Source organism: Streptomyces sp. NPDC056347 (genome assembly GCF_042262625.1).
Lineage (GTDB): Bacteria > Actinomycetota > Actinomycetes > Streptomycetales > Streptomycetaceae > Streptomyces.
Genome location: NZ_JBHJQP010000017.1, coordinates 1 through 17,395 on the forward strand (window position 1 = coordinate 1; position 17,395 = coordinate 17,395).

15 protein-coding genes are annotated in these 17,395 nt (G+C 71.6%); 9 read left to right on the forward strand and 6 right to left on the reverse strand.

Annotated elements, in window-relative coordinates:
* Positions 1-45: 45 nt before the first annotated feature.
* Positions 46-933 carry a menaquinone biosynthetic enzyme MqnA/MqnD family protein gene (locus ACFCV8_RS06600; RefSeq protein ID WP_376684152.1) on the reverse strand — a complete coding sequence of 296 codons (888 nt, stop codon included), beginning with the start codon at positions 931-933 and terminating at the stop codon, positions 46-48.
* A gap of 408 nt (positions 934-1,341) precedes the next feature.
* Between ACFCV8_RS06600 and ACFCV8_RS06605 the strand changes: the two genes are divergently transcribed.
* Both ACFCV8_RS06605 and ACFCV8_RS06610 read left to right on the forward strand, forming a co-directional pair.
* Complete coding sequence (locus ACFCV8_RS06605) at positions 1,342-1,545, forward strand: cold-shock protein (RefSeq protein WP_003967102.1); 204 nt, start codon at positions 1,342-1,344, stop codon at positions 1,543-1,545.
* A gap of 320 nt (positions 1,546-1,865) precedes the next feature.
* Positions 1,866-2,693 (forward strand): MerR family transcriptional regulator, encoded by an 828-nt coding sequence (locus ACFCV8_RS06610; RefSeq protein ID WP_376684153.1) that lies wholly within the window; start codon positions 1,866-1,868, stop codon positions 2,691-2,693.
* Positions 2,694-2,822: 129 nt separating this feature from the next.
* On the opposite strand, the gene ACFCV8_RS06615 is transcribed toward ACFCV8_RS06610, so the two are convergent.
* Entirely contained in the window at positions 2,823-4,055 is a 1,233-nt protein-coding gene (locus ACFCV8_RS06615) for an amidohydrolase family protein (protein ID WP_376684154.1), read from the reverse strand.
* A gap of 264 nt (positions 4,056-4,319) precedes the next feature.
* On the opposite strand from ACFCV8_RS06615, the gene ACFCV8_RS06620 reads away from it, so the two are divergent.
* The 3 genes from ACFCV8_RS06620 to ACFCV8_RS06630 all read left to right on the forward strand — a co-directional run bounded on the left by ACFCV8_RS06620 (position 4,320) and on the right by ACFCV8_RS06630 (position 8,274).
* The gene (locus tag ACFCV8_RS06620; RefSeq protein WP_376684155.1) at positions 4,320-7,277 is read left to right on the forward strand and encodes a BTAD domain-containing putative transcriptional regulator; all 2,958 of its coding nucleotides are present in this window, start codon (positions 4,320-4,322) and stop codon (positions 7,275-7,277) included.
* Between the two features lie 230 nt (positions 7,278-7,507).
* A complete protein-coding gene (locus tag ACFCV8_RS06625) occupies positions 7,508-7,741 on the forward strand; it encodes a hypothetical protein (protein WP_376684156.1) in 234 nt (77 codons plus the stop codon).
* Positions 7,742-8,058: 317 nt separating this feature from the next.
* Positions 8,059-8,274 carry a hypothetical protein gene (locus ACFCV8_RS06630; RefSeq protein WP_376684157.1) on the forward strand — a complete coding sequence of 72 codons (216 nt, stop codon included), beginning with the start codon at positions 8,059-8,061 and terminating at the stop codon, positions 8,272-8,274.
* A gap of 265 nt (positions 8,275-8,539) precedes the next feature.
* Here the strand turns inward: ACFCV8_RS06630 and ACFCV8_RS06635 are convergent, their stop codons facing one another.
* On the reverse strand, positions 8,540-10,099 hold the full coding sequence (locus ACFCV8_RS06635) for a FadD3 family acyl-CoA ligase (protein WP_376684158.1): 1,560 nt from the start codon (positions 10,097-10,099) through the stop codon (positions 8,540-8,542).
* 92 nt (positions 10,100-10,191) lie between these two features.
* Here ACFCV8_RS06635 and ACFCV8_RS06640 point away from each other — a divergent pair, with 92 nt between their 5' ends.
* Genes ACFCV8_RS06640 through ACFCV8_RS06650 form a run of 3 tightly spaced genes read left to right on the forward strand, consistent with a single transcriptional unit; the run spans position 10,192 to position 12,582 of the window.
* The gene (locus ACFCV8_RS06640; protein WP_376684205.1) at positions 10,192-11,340 is read left to right on the forward strand and encodes a lipid-transfer protein; all 1,149 of its coding nucleotides are present in this window, start codon (positions 10,192-10,194) and stop codon (positions 11,338-11,340) included.
* Positions 11,341-11,349: 9 nt separating this feature from the next.
* Positions 11,350-11,802: a Zn-ribbon domain-containing OB-fold protein gene (locus tag ACFCV8_RS06645; protein ID WP_376684159.1), complete on the forward strand. Its 453-nt coding sequence runs from the start codon at positions 11,350-11,352 to the stop codon at positions 11,800-11,802.
* A gap of 6 nt (positions 11,803-11,808) precedes the next feature.
* Positions 11,809-12,582: an enoyl-CoA hydratase/isomerase family protein gene (locus ACFCV8_RS06650; RefSeq protein ID WP_376684160.1), complete on the forward strand. Its 774-nt coding sequence runs from the start codon at positions 11,809-11,811 to the stop codon at positions 12,580-12,582.
* A gap of 42 nt (positions 12,583-12,624) precedes the next feature.
* Here the strand turns inward: ACFCV8_RS06650 and ACFCV8_RS06655 are convergent, their stop codons facing one another.
* Positions 12,625-13,173 carry a hypothetical protein gene (locus ACFCV8_RS06655; RefSeq protein WP_376684161.1) on the reverse strand — a complete coding sequence of 183 codons (549 nt, stop codon included), beginning with the start codon at positions 13,171-13,173 and terminating at the stop codon, positions 12,625-12,627.
* 156 nt (positions 13,174-13,329) lie between these two features.
* Here ACFCV8_RS06655 and ACFCV8_RS06660 point away from each other — a divergent pair, with 156 nt between their 5' ends.
* A complete protein-coding gene (locus ACFCV8_RS06660) occupies positions 13,330-14,079 on the forward strand; it encodes a hypothetical protein (RefSeq protein ID WP_376684162.1) in 750 nt (249 codons plus the stop codon).
* A 6-nt stretch (positions 14,080-14,085) separates the two neighbouring features.
* On the opposite strand, the gene ACFCV8_RS06665 is transcribed toward ACFCV8_RS06660, so the two are convergent.
* Positions 14,086-16,428, reverse strand: coding sequence for a PQQ-binding-like beta-propeller repeat protein (locus ACFCV8_RS06665; protein WP_376684206.1), 2,343 nt, complete (start codon positions 16,426-16,428; stop codon positions 14,086-14,088).
* Positions 16,429-16,591: 163 nt separating this feature from the next.
* The gene (locus ACFCV8_RS06670; RefSeq protein WP_376684163.1) at positions 16,592-17,392 is read right to left on the reverse strand and encodes a VOC family protein; all 801 of its coding nucleotides are present in this window, start codon (positions 17,390-17,392) and stop codon (positions 16,592-16,594) included.
* Positions 17,393-17,395 lie beyond the last annotated feature (3 nt).

The window sequence follows — 17,395 nt, forward strand, 5'->3', positions numbered from 1 at the left end:
GGGCCGGACCTGTCGGCATCCGGCCCGGGCCCGCCGGCATCCGGGTCAGCCGCCGAGCAGCTCCACGTTCACGTCCGCCGGGAAACCGGTCGTCGGACCGACCCGCCGGGCGAACTCCTGCACACCCGCCAGCTGCTCCGGGCCGAAGCGGAAGTCCAGGGTGGTGAAGTACCGCTCCAGCACCTCCGAGTCGAAGGCCTCCCAGCGCGCCGCCTGCTCCGCGACCTTGGTGACCTCCTCCAGGGAGAGGTCCCGCGAGGCCAGGAACGCCTCGTGCACCTTGGCTACCTGGTCGGGCACGCGCGCCAGGAAGTCCTTGCGCGCCGCCCAGACCGCGAAGACGAACGGCAGCCCGGTCCACTCCTTCCACATCTGGCCCAGGTCGTGGACCTGGAGACCCAGCCGGGGCGCGTCGTGCAGGTTGGCGCGCAGCGCGGCGTCGCCGATGAGCACCGCGGCGTCCGCCTCCTGCATCATCAGCCCGAGGTCCGGCGGACAGGTGTAGTAGTCCGGACTGACCCCGTACCGCTCGGCCAGCAGCAGCTGCGCCAGGCGCACGGAGGTCCGCGAGGTCGAGCCGAGCGCCACCCGGGCCCGGTCCAGCTGGTCCAGCGGCACCTGCGACACGATCACGCACGACATGACGGGTCCGTCGCACCCCACCGCGATGTCGGGGAACGCGACCAGGTCGTCGGCGTTGCGCAGGAACTCCACCAGCGTGACGGGGCCGATGTCCAGATCGCCCCTGATCAGCTGCTCGCTGAGCTTCTCCGGGGTGTCCTTCGACAGCTCCAGGTCGAGCAGGGTCCCGGTCCGTGCCAGACCCCAGTAGAGGGGAAGGCAGTTCAGGAACTGGATGTGGCCGACGCGCGGCCGGCTGCGGCGGTCGTCGCCTTCGACGGCCGAGACGGTTGAGACGGTTGAATTGTCCACATCGCGAGGCTAGACCCGCGGCTCGAAACGGACGGCACCGGGGGCGCGAGGCGCATCCGAAGCCACCCCGAAGCACCGCGGAGCAGCCCTTGAAAGCGCCCCGGAACGGCATCGGCGGAACGCCGGAGGTATGCGGAACGTTCTCCTCCGTACGCTTCGAAGTCGTTCCCGCGACACCCTTCCGTGCGCCCACTTCGGCGGCCCGCCGAGGGGCCAATCAAACATCCGGGTGAAGTGATCTTTCCCTCTACCGTTCGATACACGCTGCGTGCTAGGCTCGACGCAAGTTGCAGTTTGGTTTCCCTTGCAGTACAGAGCCTGCGGAGCATGTAACCCGCAGGCTTTTGTAGTTTTCAGACTTCTATGCAGGTTCTGGAGCAGGGCAACCCTTTGGCCCAAGGAGGGCTTATGGCTACCGGAACCGTCAAGTGGTTCAACGCTGAAAAGGGCTTCGGCTTCATCGCCCAGGACGGCGGCGGCCCGGATGTCTTCGTCCACTACTCCGCGATCAACGCGTCCGGGTTCCGCTCCCTCGAGGAGAACCAGGTCGTGAACTTCGACGTCACTCAGGGACCCAAGGGTCCGCAGGCTGAGAACGTCACCCCGGCCTAGTTGCCCGGGTCGGCCGATCGCGGCCGGCTAGTAGTACCCAAGGAGCCCCGCTCCTCCGCTTCGGCGGGGAACGGGGCTCCTGCCTTTTCGTCCCCGTTCCGTTCCCCGGCCTCGCCGCGTCCCCCGTTTCCCCGTTTCCTTCCGCCGTTCGCGCGTCAGCCGTTCCGCGTTGCGGCGCGGCCTTCCCGGCCTTCCCGGCCTTCCCGGCCTTCCCGGCCTTCCCGGAGCCTTTTCCGCCGCGTTGAATTCCTCCGTCGCCGGGCCGCACGAGGGCGGCGCTTGACCTTGACACCGTGTGAAGCGGTGCACTCGGAGACGTCATGTTCACCATCGGAGACTTCGCCAGGTACGGACGGGTGTCGGCCCGGATGCTGCGTCATTACGACGCCATCGGGCTGCTGCGCCCCGACCGCACCGACCCCGCCACCGGCTACCGCTTCTACGGGGCGGCCCAGCTCTCACGCCTCAACCGTGTCATCGCCCTCAAGGACCTCGGCTTCACGCTTCAGCAGGTGCAGGCCATCCTCGACGAGCAGGTGGGACCGGAGGAGCTGCGCGGGATGCTGCGGCTGCGCCGGGCCGAGCTGGAGGAGGCCATGCGGGCGGCGGCCGCCCGGCTGGCGCAGGTCGAGGCGAGGCTCCGGTCGATCGAGAGCGAGGGACACATGTCCACGAACGACGTCGTCGTCAAGCAGGTCCCGGCGGTACGGGTCGCGGAGCTGTCGGGCACCGCGGCGAGCTACGGGCCGGAGCACATCACGCCCGTGATCGGACCGCTGTACGAGCGGCTGTTTCCGCTGCTCGCCGGTACGGGCGTCCGTCCGGGCGGTCCGGGGATCGCGTACTACGAGGACGCCCCGGCGGGCGGGGGCGCGGTCGTCGTCCATGCGGGAGTCACGGTGTCCGCGCCGGTGGGCCCGCTGGGCGACACCGGGATCACGGTGGTCGAGCTGCCCGCGTTCGAGGCGGCGACGGTCGTCCACCGGGGTTCGATGGACGGCGTACTGCCGACCTCCCAGACCCTGGCCCGCTGGATCGACGCCAACGGGTACCGGTCCCTGGGGTACGTCCGGGAGGTCAACCTGGAGTGCCCCGAGGACCGGGACCTGTGGGTGACGGAGCTCCAGGAGCCGATCACCGGGGCGTGAACACCGCGTACCCACCGCCCGCCTGCCGCCTGCCGCCGGGCGCCGGGGCGGGGCAGGGGCCGGCAGACGACGTGACACTTCGTGGGCGAAGTGTCACGTCGTCTCCGCCGCCCCCGTGCACCTCTGCCGCTACCGACCGCCGCCGGGCCCCGGCCACAGCCCGTCGTCGGTGAGCCCCAGCAGGTCGATCGCGTTCCGCCGGACGATCCGGTCGACCACATCCGCGCCCAGATGCCCCATCTGTGCCTCGCCGACCTCGCGCGACTTGGGCCAGGTGGAGTCGGAGTGCGGGTAGTCCGTCTCGTACAGGACGTTTCCGACCCCGATCGCGTCCAGGTTCCGCAGCCCGAAGGCGTCGTCGAAGAAGCAGCCGTAGACATGCTCGGCGAACAGCTCCGACGGCGGGCGGTGCACCTTGTCGGCGACGCCGCCCCAGGCCCGGTTCTCCTCCCAGACCACGTCGGCGCGTTCCAGGATGTACGGGATCCAGCCGATCTGCCCCTCCGCGTACATGATCCGGAGGTTCGGGAACCGCTCGAACTTGCCGCTCATCAGCCAGTCGACCATGGAGAAGCAGCAGTTGGCGAAGGTGATCGTGGAGCCGACCGCGGGCGGGGCGTCGGCCGAGGTGGACGGCATCCTCGAGGACGAGCCGATATGCATGGCGATCACCGTCCCCGTCTCGTCACAGGCGCGCAGGAAGGGGTCCCACTCGTCCGTGTGAATGGACGGAAGCCCGAGATGCGGGGGTATTTCGGAGAACGCCACGGCGCGCACGCCGCGCGCCGCGTTGCGCCGGACCTCCTCGGCCGCCAGCTCCGCGTCCCAGAGCGGAATCAGCGTGAGCGGGATGAGCCGGCCGTGCGCCTCGGGGCCGCACCACTCCTCGACCATCCAGTCGTTGTACGCGCGCACCCCGAGCAGCCCCAGCTCGCGGTCCTTCGCTTCGGTGAAGGTCTGGCCGCAGAAGCGCGGGAAGGTGGGGAAGCAGAGCGCGGACTGGACGTGATTGACGTCCATGTCGGCGAGGCGCTCGGGCACCGAGAACGAACCCGGACGCATCTGCTCATAGGTGATGATCTCCAGCTTGATCTCGTCCCGGTCGTAGCCGACCGCGGTGTCGAGCCGGGTGAGCGGGCGGTGCAGGTCCTCGTACACCCACCAGTCGCCGATCGGTCCGTCGTCGCCCTTCGCACCCATCACGGGCGCGAACTTTCCGCCCATGAAGGTCATTTCCTTCAGCGGGGCGCGGACGATCCGCGGGCCGCGGTCGAGATACCTGGACGGGAGCCGGTCCCGCCAGACATGAGCGGGCTCCACCGTGTGGTCGTCCACCGAGATGATCTTCGGGAAGGTCTCCATGTTTCCCACGGTAGCCTCAATCTGACGAACCGTCAGCTCTCTGGACCGGACACCGCCGCGAAATCGTTGTCGAGGGCTTGTGCAGAGAGCCACCCACTGCTGACGCGCCCGCCCCGGACAAGGCAGACTGTTGAGCGCGATACCAGCGGTACCGAGCAATCCGCATCCACTCGCCCCGGACCGGCACACGGGCGGGCATTTTCAATGCGGACCACTTCGGCGCGACGGGCAGCACCGGCGGGGCGAGCAGGGCAGGGGGCAGCAATGGACCGTGACAACGGACCGCACACGCGCGTTCCGGAACAGCGCGTTCCGCACCAGCGGCAGGCACGTGACGCCGATCTGCGCTTCTCGGTGCTGGGTCCGGTGAAGGCCTGGCGGGACGGCGAAGCCCTGTCCTCGGGCTCGCCGCAGCAGCGGGCGTTGCTGGCGGCGCTGCTGCTGCGTGGTGGCCGCACGGCCACCGCCGCCGAGCTGATCGACGCCATCTGGGGCGAGGAGCCGCCCTCGCAGGCGCTCGCCACGATACGGACGTACGCCTCCCGGCTCCGCAAGGTCCTCGACCCGCAGACGCTGGTCAGCGATGCCGGCGGATACTCGATCCGGACCGGTCCGGACGCCCTCGACGTGCACGTGGTGCGGGATCTGGCGGCCGATGCGGAGAAGGCCCGGGCGGGCGGCGACCGCGGCCAGGCCCGGACCCTGCTCAACAAGGCGCTCGGGCTGTGGGACGGCGAGGCGCTGGCCTCCGTGCCCGGCCCGTACGCGGAGAACCAGCGCACCCGGCTGGAGGAGTGGCGGCTCCAGCTCACCGAGACCCGGCTGGACCTGGACCTGGAGGTCGGCTGCCACGCGGAGGCGGTCTCCGAGCTGACCGCGCTGACGGCCGCGCACCCGCTGCGGGAGCGGCTGCGCGAGCTCCTGATGATCGCCCTGTACCGCAGCGGCCGCCAGGCCGAGGCGCTGGCCGTCTACGCCGACACCCGCCGCCTGCTCGCCGAGGAGCTGGGCGTGGACCCGCGCCCCGAGCTGGCCCAGCTCCAGCAGCGCATCCTGCGGGCCGACGAGGAGCTGGCCCGCCCCGCCGACGAGCCGGCCCCCGCCTCCGTGCCGGTGCGGCCCGCCCAGCTCCCGGCCACCGTGCCGGACTTCACGGGGCGCGCCTCGTTCGTCCGCGAGCTGGGCGACCGGCTGGCGACCGCCGAGGGCTCCGTGATGGCCGTCTCGGCGCTGGCCGGCATCGGGGGCGTCGGCAAGACGACCCTCGCCGTGCACGTCGCCCACCAGGCCCGCCAGCACTTCCCGGACGGACAGCTCTACGTCGACCTGCAGGGCGCCGGGGCGCGGGCCGCCGAGCCGGAGACCGTGCTCGGCGCGTTCCTGCGCGCCCTGGGCACGGCGGACTCGGCGGTCCCGGACTCCTTGGACGAGCGCGCCGCGCTGTACCGCTCGACGCTCGACGGCCGCCGCGTACTGGTCCTCCTGGACAACGCCCACGACGCGGCACAGGTCCGCCCGCTGCTGCCGGGCACCGCGGGCTGCGCGGCCCTGATCACCAGCCGGGTCCGGATGGTCGACCTGGCAGGTTCGCATCTGATCGACCTGGACGTGATGTCGCCGGAGGAGGCGCTCCGGCTCTTCACCCGGATCGTGGGCGAGGAACGCATCACCTCGGAGCGCGAGGCCGCCCTCGACGTGGTCGCCGCCTGCGGCTTCCTCCCGCTGGCCATCCGGATCGCCGCCTCCCGCCTGGCCGCTCGCCGCACCTGGACGGTCTCCGTGCTGGCCGCCAAGCTCGCGGACGAGCGCCGCCGCCTGGACGAGCTCCAGGCCGGCGACCTCGCGGTGAAGGCCACCTTCGAGCTCGGCTACGGCCAGCTGGAGCCCGCCCAGGCCCGCGCCTTCCGGCTCCTGGGCCTGGCGGACGGCCCGGACATCTCCCTGGCCGCGGCGGCCGCCCTGCTCAACCTGGAGACCCATGCGGCGGAGGACCTCCTGGAGGCCCTCGTCGACACCAGCCTCCTGGAGTCCGCCGCCCCGGGCCGCTACCGCTACCACGACCTGGTGCGCCTCTACGCGCGTTCCTGCGCGGAACGGGACGAACAGGACCTGGAGGAGCGCGAGTCGGCACTGTCCCGGCTGCTGGACTTCTACCTGGCGACGGCGGCGGGCGTGTACGCGCTGGAGCGGCCGGGGGACCGGCTGGTGGACCACCTGGAGCCGACAGAGTGCGCGGGCCTGACGTTCAAGGACCGGCACAGCGCACGCGACTGGCTCTATGCGGAGGCCGGTCCGCTGCTCTCGTGCGTCCGGCAGTCGACCGGTCCCAGGACGCTGGCGCGAGGAGTGGATCTCCTCTGGGCGGCACTCGACCTCGGTGAGTCCGGGGCGAATTCCAGGCAGTACGAGACGACCGCGTTCGCCGTACTGGAGGCCGCCCGTGCGGCGGTCGACCGCCGCACGGAAGTGCGGGCGCTCATGACGTTGGCCGATGTCCACCACACCTCGGGGCGCTTCGACCAGGCCGAGGACGAGGCGGAAAAGGTCCTGCTGCTCGTCGAGACCGACCGTGACCCACTGCCCGGCTGCTGGGCACCGAACGCCCTCGGCATCATGGCCCTTTACCAGAACCGTCACGACGACGGCGAGAAGTACCTGACGCTGGCCATCGACCGCTTCCGCGGCATAGGAGACCGTCCGGGCGAAGCGAGCGCGCTGTGCAATCTGTCGCGCATCCATCTCGCCACGGGGCGTACCGGCAGCGCGGTTTCACTGGCCCAGCAGGGCATAGACATATACGACAGCATGGGACACACCCTCCGCAGTGCGAACGGCCGCTACGCCCTGGGCATGGCTCTCACGCAGAGCGGTCAGTTCGCCACCGCGACGGAACGCCTCACGGAGGCACTGGACATCTTCCTGGACAGCCGTCAGCGCCTCTGGGAAGGCATGACGCTGCTGCGCCTCTCGGAGGTCGACCTCGCGTCCGGGTGTTCCGCCGACGCCGCCACCAAGGCCGAGCAGGCCCTGACCTCTCTCCGGGGCATCGGCGGCGAATGGCGGCGGGGCAATGTACTCACCGTGCTCGGCCGCGCCCTGAACAGCATCGGCCAGTTCGGACGCGCTCAGGCGTGCTGGCGCGAGGCTCTGGCCATCTACGAGGTACGCGGCTCGCACGAGGCCACCACGGTCCGCGCCCTGCTGGCATCCGCCACGCCGTAGACATCCACGGGCACGCCTCCCCTCGCCCGGGAGAGCGTTCATCGTTCGTTTATCGGGACCAGGCACTCTCATGGAAGTCAATCCGCCGCGACGGGGGGCAAGCGGATTGGTACCAAGGCCGCAGCATTAGTCTGAGCGGCCCCGAGGCGCCTGCCCGGCAGTCCACGGGGGAACAGCCGGGCGGGCGTCGTCGACCGATCACATGAGATGCCAAGGAAAGCAGACGAAACATGGCTGACGCGAAGAACGACCTGGAGATCACGACCAAGGACATGCACGCCACGGGTGGGGACGCCGCTCAGATCACGACCAAGGACATGCACGCCACCGGTGGGGACGCCGGTCAGATCACAACCAAGGACATGCACGCCACCGGTGGAACCGTGAAGCCCCTGGACATGCATGCCACGGGTGGCGTCGCCACCACCGATGACATGCACGCCACGTCGGAGCCGGCCAACTAGAGCCACTTCAGGGGCACGGGGGAGGCGGTGTCGACGACGCGGAGGGGGAGTCGTCGCAGCCGCCGGAGGTGCGCGAGTGCCTGCCACGGGGGATGTGGGCGCGCCGCGCGCCAGAAGAGGGGTATGGGCTGGGGGCCCGTACCCCTCTTCGCGTGTGCCAGAGGAACGGGGAGAAGAGGCCGTCACGACACCACACGTGTACACAGCTGAAAAATCGAGCCAATGTTCGAATATTTTGCGCCGAGAGACTGTCGGCACTTCAGTACTTTGGCTAGCGTCACTCACGTCCAAAGATCATTCATGGCACAGGAGTTGAAGTGACCCGCACGAAGAAGTCTCTCGTCGCCGCTGCGTTCACCGTGGCCCTCGGTCTCGGCGCGGCCGCCCCGGCCCTGGCGGACAGCCACATGACCGGCGACACCCACGCCACCGTGGTCACCCCGCAGGACAACACCCACGCCACCGTGGTCACCCCGCAGGACAACACCCACGCCACCGTGGTCACCCCGCAGGACGAGAACCACGTCGGCTGAGCGACGAAAACAGAGCGGGGCTCGAACCAATGATCGGGCCCCGCTCCACCAAAGTCGGAACGACTTGAAGAGAGCGCCCCCGCACGGACGCCCTCTTCAAGTACGCCAGGCAGTTCCCCTCTGGGACCCCATTCGCTCGCTCGATGCTCCGCACCTCACCAGGGCACACGGATGAGGACATGCCTCGCCACACATGACAAACGACCCGTGAAGTTCCCGCAGCCTTTGGGGCCGCCCGTCCGGGGCTCCGATGCCTCCGGGCCCGTCACGGCCGCCGACTCCGGAGTTCGCCCTTGAGGACCTTGCCGCTCGCGTTGCGGGGCAGTTCGGGGAGGAATTCCACGGCTCGCGGGACCTTGTAGTTCGCCATCTCGCGGCGGGACCAGGCGATCAGGTCGTCGGCGGTGAGCGTGGCGCCGGGCCGGCGGACCGCGTACGCCTTGCCGACCTCGCCCAGGCGGGGGTCGGGGACGCCGATGACGGCGACGTCGGCGACGTCCGGGTGGAGGCCGAGGAGTTGTTCTATCTCGGCCGGGTACGCGTTGAAACCGCCGACGATGAACATGTCCTTGATCCGGTCGGTGATCCTCAGGTTGCCGTGCTCGTCGAGTACGCCGACGTCACCGGTGCGCAGCCAGCCGTCCGGGGTGATCGCGGCGGCCGTGGTCTCCGGGTCCTCGAAGTAGCCGCCCATCACGTGGAAGCCGCGCACCAGGATCTCGCCGGGGGCGCCGGGGTCGGCCAGTACCCGGATCTCCGTGCCGGGGATCGCCCGGCCCGAGGTCGAGGCGACGGTCTCCGCCGGATCGTCGCGGCGGCACATGCTGACGATGCCGCTCGCCTCGGAGAGGCCGTACGCGGTGAGGACCGTGGAGATCCGCAGTTCCGTACGGAGCCGCTCCACCAGCCTGAGCGGGACCACCGCCGCGCCCGTCACCACCAGGCGGAGGGCGGAGAGATCGTGCGTGTCCCGGGCCGGGTGGTCCAGCAGGGACTGGTGGAGGGTGGGCGGGCCGGGCAGCACCGAGATCCGTTCGGCGGCGATGTTGGCCAGGGCGGTGTCCACGTTGAACACCGGCTGCGGGACCATCGTGGCGCCCCGCATCAGGCAGGCGATGACGCCCGCCTTGTAGCCGAAGGTGTGGAAGAAGGGGTTCACGATCAGATAGCGGTCGCCCTCGCGCAGGCCGGCCAGCTCGCTCCAGATCGCGTAGCAGCGCAGGGTCTGGGCGTGGGTGATGACGGCACCCTTGGGGCGACCGGTGGTGCCTGAGGTGTAGATGATGTCGGAGGGGTCCGAGGGAGCGACGGCTCCCGCCCTGGCGCGTACCGCTTCCGCGGACACCCCCTCCCCCGCCGCCAGGAAGTCCTTCCAGGTGACGTAGTCGTCGGGGGCGGTGTCGGCCAGCACCACCACCTTCTCCAGGTGCGGGAGTTCGGCCTCCGCCCGGCGCAGTGACGCCACGTACGACGTGCCGAGGAAGGTGCCGGTGACGAAGAGGAGCTTCGCCCGGCTGCGGCCGAGGACGTACGCCGCCTCCGTGCCCTTGAAGCGGGTGTTGAGCGGGACGAGGACCGCGCCCGCCGTGACGGCCCCGAGCGCGGAGACGATCCAGTCCAGGGTGTTGGGGGCCCAGACCGCGACCCGGTCCCCCGGCTCGACGCCCGCGGCAAGGCAGGCGGCGGCAGCCCGCTCCACCCGGTCGCCCAGCTCGGCGTAGGAGATCCGGGTGCGGCCCTCGACGACCGCCTCCCGGTCCCCGTGGCGCCGCGCCGCCGCCCGGACCAGCTCCGGGATGGTGCCCCATTCCTCGTCGCCGCGCATGACCGGCCCTCCCTGACACAGTAGCTGACTATCCGTCAGATTAGCTGTAGCCTCTGCCGCTGTCAGCAGTCATGACGGCCTGGGAGGTGGCGGTGACGGCACTCAAGGACGCGACGGCGATTGCCGGAATAGGGCAGACGGCCTTCGCGAAGCATCTGCCCGAATCCGAGAGGACCTTGGCCTGCCGGGCCATCGTCGCGGCGCTCGACGACGCGGGCATCCCCGCGTCCGAGGTGGACGGATTCGCCTCGTACACGATGGAGGAGACCGACGAGGTCGAGATCGCCAAGGCCATCGGCGCGGGTGATGTCACCTTCTTCAGCAAGGTGGGGTACGGGGGCGGCGGCTCCTGTGCGACGGTCGCCCATCTGGCCGCCGCGGTGGCGACCGGGCAGGCGAGCGTGGGGGTCGCCTGGCGGTCACGGAAGCGGGGCTCGGGGCCCCGGCCCTGGAAGAACACCACGGTGCAGCTGCCGACCCCGGCGCAGTGGACCCGCCCGTACGGGCTGCTGCGGCCGGCCGACGAGATCGGGATGCTGGCCCGCCGCTACATGCACGAGTACGGGGCGACCCGCGACCACCTCTTCAACGTCGCGCTCGCCTGCCGCAACCGCGCCAACCAGAACCCGGACGCGGTGATGTACGAGCGGCCGCTGACCCGCGACATGTATATGACCTCGCGGTGGATCAGCGAGCCGCTCTGCCTCTTCGACAACTGTCTGGAGACGGACGGCGCGCTGGCCTGCGTGATCGTCTCGGCGGAGCGGGCCCGCGACTGCCGGCAGAAGCCCGTGTACATCCACTCCGTCGCGCAGGGGCTGCCCGCCCAGCACCACGGGATGGTCAACTACTGGAACGACGACCCGCTCTCCGGGCCCGCCTGGACGGCCGCCCGGCAGCTGTGGAAGCAGGCCGACTTCGGGCCCGGGGACGTGGACGTGGCGCAGATCTACGACGCGTTCACCCCGCTCATCCCGCTGTCCCTGGAGGGGTACGGCTTCTGCGGGCGCGGCGAGGGCGCGGCGTTCACCGAGGGCGGGGCGCTGGAGAGCGGCGGGCGGCTGCCCATCAACACCGGGGGCGGCGGGCTGAGCGAGGGGTACGTGCACGGTTTCAACCTGATCACCGAGGGCGTCAAGCAGCTGCGCGGCGTCTCCACCGCCCAGGTCCCGGACGCCGGGACGTGCCTGGTCACCGCGGGCGAGGGTGTGCCCACCTCCGCCGTACTGCTGAGGAGTTGAGGAGGCGTCATGACGACGGAGACGGACGGGCTGCTGACGCCCGTGGTGGACGAGGACGGGGCGCCGTTCTGGGAGTACGCGGCCCGCGGCGAGCTGCGCGTGCAGGCCTGCGCCGCCGAGGGGTGCGGGCAGCTGCGCTTCCCGCCGCGGCCGTGCTGCCCGCACTGCCAGTCCTTCGACAGCGAGTGGCGGCGGATGAGCGGGCGGGGCCGGATCTGGTCGTACGTGCTGCCGCATCCGCCACTGCTGCCCGCCTACGCGGCGCAGGCCCCGTACAACGCGGTGGTGGTGGAGCTGGCGGACGCGCCGCGGATCCGGCTGGTCGGGAACGTGGTGAGCGGGCCGGACGCGCCGCTGGACTCGGTCGATCCGGCGCGGCTGCGGATCGGGGCGGCGGTGCGGGCGGTGTTCTGCCCGGACACCTCGGGGCGGACCCTGGTGCGCTGGCTGCTGGAGCGGTGAGCGGCGATGGCGCTGCGTACCGAGACCGACCGGGCGACCGGGGTCGCGCTCGTCACCCTGGACCGGCCGGAGAAACTGAACGCGATCGACCTGGCCACGGCGGCCGAACTGGCTGAGACGTGGCGGGCGTTCCGCTACGACGACGAGGTGCGGGCCGTCGTCCTGACCGGGGCGGGCGGCCGGGCGTTCTGCACCGGGATCGACCGGGACGCCGAGGTGCCGCAGCCCTCCTCCCCGTACACGGTCGACGATCCGCTGCTGGCGATCGGTCCGAAGGCGAACGACCTGTGGAAGCCGGTGGTCGCGGCGGTGGAGGGGATGGCCTGCGGCGGGGCGTTCTACCTGCTGGGCGAGGCGGAGTTCGTGATCGCGTCGAAGGAGGCGACGTTCTTCGACCCGCACACCACGTACGGCATGGTCAGCGCGTACGAGTCGATCGCGATGGCGCAGCGGATGCCGTTCGGGGAGGTGGCCCGGATGGCGCTGATGGGGACGGCCGAGCGGGTCTCGGCCCGGCGGGCGTACGAGACCGGGCTGGTCAGCGAGGTGACGGAGCCGGGCGGCGCGGTGGACGCGGCGCTGCGGGCGGCCGGGGTGATCGCCGGGTACCCGACGGAGGCGGTGCAGGGGACGGTGCGGGCGGTGTGGTCCGCCCGGGAGGCGGCCCGGGCGCAGGCCATGGCCCACGCCCCGCACCTGATCGCGCTCGGGAACCTGCCGCCCGAACGGCAGGGCGAGCTGTTCCGGGGACGGGGCTCCGGTTCGTTCCGGACCCGCTGACCAGGCGGGCCCGGAACGTTCGGGAGCGGTGGACCGGGCGGGTCAGTAGGTCAGTTCGGCCTCGGCCCGGCACTTCTTCACCCGGGAGACCCTGCCCGGGTGGTCCATCCGTACCTCGAGCTCCACGACGTTGCCGCCCTCGGCGTCCTGGTACGCGGTGCCGGTGTCCACGGTCCTGCCGCGGGCGTCGAGGAAGGTCACCGCGACCTCGTAGCTGTGCGAGCCGGTGCCGTTGGCGGTGAGGCTGACGGTGGAGAAGGCGGTGGCCCTGCGCTTGCCCTTGCGCGGCTGGGCGCAGCGGACGACGGAGACCCGGGGCTCCCCGGTGGTGCTGGGGCTCGGGGTCTGCGTCGCGTAGTCGGTGCCGCCCGAGGAACTGCTCGACGAGCCGTAGTCGTCATCGTCGTCGTAGCCGCTGTGGTAGCCGTTGTTGCTCTTCTTGGAGTTGGAGCAGCCGCCACCACTGCTGCTGCTCGAACCGTGGCTCTTGCCACTGCTCTTGCCACTGCGGCCGTGGCCGGAGGTGGAGAAACCGGTGAGTGCGAGTACCACTACCAGCAGTACCGCAGACAGCTTGACATGCCGCATCATCGACGCAGCCCCCCTTGCGCTGTTGTCCCTATGTGCACTTGTCGAACGACCGTGCGTCACGCTAGCGCACGGTGGCGCGGCAGGGCGGCCGGGCGTAGCGTCGAGCCGAGAGCGGTGCGGCACCATGACACCGGTCCGTGCACGCGGGAGGCCGAGATGATCCGCGAAGTCCTCGGCCCGGTCATCGCTCTCGCCGGAGCGGCGGCCGCCGTGCTGAGCCCCTTCCGTGACTGGTACGACGGTCGCCCCGGGCGGGATTACCGGGTCGGCGAGCTGTTCACCGGGGTCACCTCCGGGCGGCCCGCGCCGCTCGGGTCGATCGTTCTGGTCTTCGTCTGCGCCGCTCTGCTGGCGGTGTTCGGTGTGCTGCTGCGTTCCCGGTGGACGGTGGGTACCGCGGGTGCCCTGGTGCTGGCGTTCACGGTGTTGTGGATGGTGCGCCAGGGGCAGGCGACGGGCAGCCTGGCGGTCGCGGGGGACGGCTCGGGGCTGGGGTGGGGCGTGGCCTGGGCGCTGGTGGGCGGGGCTCTGATGGTGGTGGGGGCGGTGGTGATGCCGGGGCGGCGGCGGTCGGCGGGTGCGGCGGCCGGGGAACCGTTTCCGGTGCCGGGCACGGCGCATCCGGACACCTGGCCCCCGACGCAGGAGCCGGGGCCGTCGGTGCAGACGAGCACCCTGCCGGAGCCGGAACCGGAGCTGTACACCGGGCCGGAGCCGGGTGGCCCGGGCGGCTCGGGTGATTCGGTCAGCTCGGGTGGCCCGGCCGGCTCGGGTGATTCGGTCGGCTCGGGTGGCCCGGTCGGCTCGGGCGATTCGGCCGGCCCGGATGATTCGGACGAGGGGCCGGGCGGCGCCCCCGGCGGCCCGGACGCTCCGGAGCGCGGGCCGCGCTCCGGAGCGTCGTGAAGGGTCCTACGCCCTGGCCCGGTTCCCCGTGCCCGTGCCCTTCAACGCGTCCAGCGCGTACACGCAGCGGTCCTTGCTGCACGCGTACACGACGCCGCCCTGCGCCACCGGCGAGCCCGTGATCTCGCCGCCCGTCGCCAGTTTCCAGCGGAGCTGACCGCCCACCGCGTCCAGGGTGTACAGGACGTGGTCGGCGGAGCCGAAGTGGACCCGGCCGTCGGCGACGACCGGGGAGCCGACGACCTCGCCGCCCGCCGCGAACCGCCACTTCGGGGTGCCGGTGACCGCGTCGAGGGTGTACAGCGCGCTGCCGCTGCCGACGTGGATGTTCCCGGCGGCCACCAGGACCGGCTCGATCGACTGGCGGGCCTCGGTGGCGATGCGCCAGCGGTCCTTGCCGTTCGAGGCGTCGATCGCGTACACCGTGCCCAGGTAGTCGGCGAGGTAGACGCCACCGCCGGTGACGGCCGGGCCGGGGGCGAACGCGGGCGGCGAGAGGAAGACCGCGGGCGACTCGAAGTGCCAGCGGACATGCCCGGACACGGTGTCCACGGCGAGGACCCGGGCCCCCGCGGCGACGTAGACGAAGCCGTCCGGCGCCGGGGTCAGCCGGACCGGCACACCGCCGCAGGAGGCGGCGTCGCCGATGGGGTACGACCAGCGCTCGATGCCGGTACGGGCGTCGACGGCGCGCAGTCTGGCGTTCTGCCAGAGGAAGACCGTGCCGTCGTGGATCACCGGTCCGGCCTCGGCGGTCTCGAAGTCGGTCTGTGCGCCGGTGGTCTCCCACAGTTTCTCGCCGGTGGCGGCCTCCCAGGCCTGGACGCCGCCGCCGCGGGTGGCGGTGACGACGGTGCCCCGGTCGGCCTTGAGGGAGTAGACCCAGGCGTCCGTCTGGAGCCGCCAGCGCTCGGCGCCGGTCGCCGCGTCCAGGGCGTAGAGCGAGGGCCCGTCGGAGGCGTGGATACGGCCGCCCTCGACGGCCATCACCCAGGCCACGTCCCGGGTCTTGAACTGGCGCCGCCCGTTGCCGACGTCCAGGGCGTGCACCTCGAAGGACGTGACGTAGAGGAGGTCACCGGCGACGACCGGGGTGCCCCAGACGTCGTTGGACATCCGGAACCGCCAGGGCCGCCAGCGGTCCGGGCCCGGCGGCGGCTCGACCGGATACCCGGGGGCCGGTACGGGGGCGGGGGCGGCGGGTGGGGCCGTGGCCGTCACCCCGGCGGGCGGGCGCACCCAGCCGGTCGCGGGGCCCGCCTGCGCGGGGGCGGCGGCCCGGACGTCCTGGGCGCGCGGGCCGGGGCCGATCGGCACCTTCGCACCGGGCAGCCGGACGGGGCCGCCCGCGTCGGGACGGTGCGCCTGAACGGCGACGGAGGGGCGCGGATCGGGGCGCGGCGGCTCCTGGGGCGGCGGCGGGACGGGGACGGGGGCCGCGGGAGGGACGGGCTTCCGGCCGCCGCGGCGCTGCTCGATCATCGCCGTGGCGGAGCCCGGCAGCCACGCCGAGGCCGTACCGCTGTCGTCGCCGCCGGAGGCGAAGAGGTGCGGGGCGAGCTGGGCCTGGAGATCGGCGGGGGTGGGCCGCATCCCGGCGTCCATCTGCATGCAGGACTCGATGAGCGGCCGCAGCTCCTCGGGCAGACCCTCCAGGTCGGGGCCCTCGCGCAGCAGCATGAAGACCGTCTCGACCGGGTTTCCGCCGTGGTACGGGGCATGGCCGGTGGCGGCGAAGACGAGCGTGGAGCCGAGCGAGAAGATGTCGCTGGCGCCGGTGACGCTGCGCGAGTCCCTGGCCTGCTCGGGCGACATGTACGCGGGGGTGCCGACGGCGACGTTGGTCATGGTCAGCCGGGTGTTGGAGACGCCGGAGGCGATCCCGAAGTCGATCACCCGGGGGCCGTCCTCGACGACGAGCACGTTCGACGGCTTCATGTCGCGGTGGACCAGCCCCGCGCCGTGGATCGACTGGAGGGCCTCGGCGATCCCGGCGGCCAGCCAGCGGACCGCCTGGGCGGGCATCGGCCCGCACTCGGTCACTATCTCCTCGAGCGAGGGCGCCGGTACGTAGGCGGTGGCCAGCCACGGCACGGCGGCGCGCGGATCGGCGTCCACCACCGCGGCCGTGTAGAAACCGCTGACGGCGCGGGCGGCCTCCACCTCTCGTGTGAAGCGGACCCGGAACAGCTGGTCCTCGGCGAGCTCCGTACGGACCGTCTTGATCGCCACCCGCCGGCCCGAAGCCGAGCGGGCGAGATAGACCAGCCCCATGCCGCCGGCACCGAGCCGGCCCAGCACCTCGAACGGGCCGATCCGCCTCGGGTCGTGCTGCGTCAGCTGCTCCACCACTTGCCCTGCCACCTCCCCGTACGGACCTCAGCAACAGAAGCCCGCGAAAACCCGCCCTGTACGGCGTCTCACCACTGGGCACCACCCGGCGGTGCGCACCCCGATTCTTCCTGGCTGAGGCCGTGGTTGCGAACCCGGGTGCGGATCGGGGTGTCACAGCTCACTCTGCACCCTTCCCGGACAGAGGGGGCTGAAGTACGGCGAAAACGGCTCCTTGGTCGTCCTGGAGGACCGCCATCCGTCCGTACGGGATGTCGAAGGGCGGTGCGGAGATCCGGCCGCCGAGGCGGACCGCGTGCCCGGCCACGCTGTTGCAGTCCTCGACGGCGAAATAGGTGAGGAAGTAGCTGGGCATCTCCGCGGGCAGGGCGTCGGTGATGACGCTGCGGCCGCCGATCGCGGTGTCCGGGCCGGGCTCGGTGCCCGCCGGGGACCACATGCGGAAGTCGAGACCGGATTCGGCCGTTCCGGGGTCGTCCATATCCGTGCCCCGGTAGCCGAAGACCTCCTCGTAGAAGGCGTCCACCGCCTCCTTGTGGCGGGTGTAGACCTCGGTCCAGCAGAAGGAGCCGGGTTCGTTCCGCTTTTCGAAGCCCGCGCGTTCACCGGCCTGCCAGAGCCCGAAGACCGCCCCGCCGGGGTCGGCCGCCTGGGCGAGCAGCCCGGCCCGTCCGGCCCGGACGGGCTCGGTGATCATCTGTCCGCCCGCCGCCCTGATCCGGGCGGCGTCGGCCATGATGTCGTCGGTGGCGAAGTAGACCTCCCAGCCGGTCGGCATCCGGCCGTCCTGCTTGGCGGTGAGCGCCGCCACGAGCCGCCCGCCGCCGTAGGCGTCCGCGTACGGGCCCTCGCCCGCCCGGAAGGTCCACCCGAACAGCTCGCCGTAGAAGCGCTTCCCCGCCTCCAGGTCGGGAAGCTGCGCATCCACCCAGCACGGCACGGATGGTGCGAATGCGGCCATGGG

Bases quoted from the DNA above. Each gene is read 5' to 3' on its own strand.
- ACFCV8_RS06605 (WP_003967102.1), top strand. From the start codon at position 1,342: ATGGCTACCGGAACCGTCAAGTGGTTCAACGCTGAAAAGGGCTTCGGC.
- ACFCV8_RS06610 (WP_376684153.1), top strand. From the start codon at position 1,866: ATGTTCACCATCGGAGACTTCGCCAGGTACGGACGGGTGTCGGCCCGG.
- ACFCV8_RS06615 (WP_376684154.1), bottom strand. From the start codon at position 4,055: ATGGAGACCTTCCCGAAGATCATCTCGGTGGACGACCACACGGTGGAG.
- ACFCV8_RS06620 (WP_376684155.1), top strand. From the start codon at position 4,320: ATGGACCGTGACAACGGACCGCACACGCGCGTTCCGGAACAGCGCGTT.
- ACFCV8_RS06625 (WP_376684156.1), top strand. From the start codon at position 7,508: ATGGCTGACGCGAAGAACGACCTGGAGATCACGACCAAGGACATGCAC.
- ACFCV8_RS06635 (WP_376684158.1), bottom strand. From the start codon at position 10,099: ATGCGCGGCGACGAGGAATGGGGCACCATCCCGGAGCTGGTCCGGGCG.
- ACFCV8_RS06645 (WP_376684159.1), top strand. From the start codon at position 11,350: ATGACGACGGAGACGGACGGGCTGCTGACGCCCGTGGTGGACGAGGAC.
- ACFCV8_RS06650 (WP_376684160.1), top strand. From the start codon at position 11,809: ATGGCGCTGCGTACCGAGACCGACCGGGCGACCGGGGTCGCGCTCGTC.
- ACFCV8_RS06655 (WP_376684161.1), bottom strand. From the start codon at position 13,173: ATGATGCGGCATGTCAAGCTGTCTGCGGTACTGCTGGTAGTGGTACTC.
- ACFCV8_RS06660 (WP_376684162.1), top strand. From the start codon at position 13,330: ATGATCCGCGAAGTCCTCGGCCCGGTCATCGCTCTCGCCGGAGCGGCG.
- ACFCV8_RS06670 (WP_376684163.1), bottom strand. From the start codon at position 17,392: ATGGCCGCATTCGCACCATCCGTGCCGTGCTGGGTGGATGCGCAGCTT.